The organism is Mucilaginibacter psychrotolerans (assembly GCF_004519315.1).
Lineage (GTDB): Bacteria > Bacteroidota > Bacteroidia > Sphingobacteriales > Sphingobacteriaceae > Mucilaginibacter > Mucilaginibacter psychrotolerans.
In genome coordinates this window covers 1-1,227 of record NZ_SOZE01000081.1, presented here as the reverse complement: position 1 = coordinate 1,227, position 1,227 = coordinate 1, and the positions used below count along the sequence as shown (strand labels likewise).

Sequence of the window (1,227 nt, the reverse complement as noted above, 5' to 3'; positions counted from 1 at the left end):
CATCTGTGGATACCTCCTGGAACCTGTGTTTTTTCTGTTTGATTATTTTGTTTTCAGTCTTATCCTGTAGTTCTTTTTCTTGCTGCTTTTCTGTTGACCTTTTTTGATTCAGTTCGTCGGTTTCCGGATTGAATACCGTTTTGTTTGTAAGGATGCCATAGATTATCCTTAGAAACTTATGCATCACTACGCCCATTGCCGGGTAATGCTTCATCCCTTTGGCCCTGGCTTTTGCATATACTTGTTTTAGTATAGGATTATACCTGATGGCACTCAAAGAAGCCATATACAGTACAGCCCTGATCTCGCCGCGACCTTTCTTACTCATGTGGTTCCCCCATATCTCATCCCCGCTTTGTTTGAACGTAGGATGTACCCCAAAAAAGGCTGCCAGCTTTTTTACGGTTTCAAACCGGCTTATATCTTCTATTTCTAATACGACCGTAACGGCGCTGCTCAAGCCTAACCCTGGTATTGTTTGCAATAAAACAACCTCTTCGGTATCTGCATGCAGCGTGGCCAGGTATTCCTTTTCATCCTTAATTAGCTCTTCCTTATGCAGTATTTCCCTGGCTGTAACCTGTATCATATGAGCGATCTGTGGGCTTACATCCTGTATATTGTTTTTGGCTTTACTGATAATAGCATCTGCTTTTGCTCTGCTAACTCCCTTAAAAACAGCAAGCTTACCTGCTCCAGCTTTGATCGTCATAGCGGCTGTTGGATATTTAACCAGCATAGACAATAACCAAACCGGCATGCCGTGCCTGCAATAGACCAATACCTCGCCAAAGTATTGGTACAGCAGTTTTTCTAACTGATTACTTAACTGCACTTTCTGTTTCTGGTGCATCCTGATACAGGTAGCATGCTGCCTGCCTTCCTTAAAGGCTATATTGGCAGCTTCCCTATAAATGCCATAATCAAGTTTGTCAGGAAATCCGATCATGTAAGCGGCGATGTTCTCCGCGCTTACTGCATCCGTAATGGTCCGCTTCAATGAAGCCTCTCCGATTGACTTTACGCCTTTGGGGTTAATACGACATACATATACTGCACTATCTTTAAAGTTCGCCTTTAAATAGGCATACCAGTTATTTTCATAGCCACCTGTACTTTCCACTCCGCAATACAATTCTTCAAGCCCTTCCTGTTGCCAGCCCCTGATTAGTTCTTTTAGCTTTTGCCGTCCCTGCTTATTGTCCGATAATTGAAACCCCTCTTCCA

1 protein-coding gene is annotated in these 1,227 nt (G+C 43.2%); it reads right to left on the bottom strand.

What is annotated here, in order from left to right:
- On the bottom strand, positions 1–1,227 hold a 1,227-nt coding region (locus tag E2R66_RS28105), incomplete at both ends, for an IS110 family RNA-guided transposase (protein ID WP_134738021.1).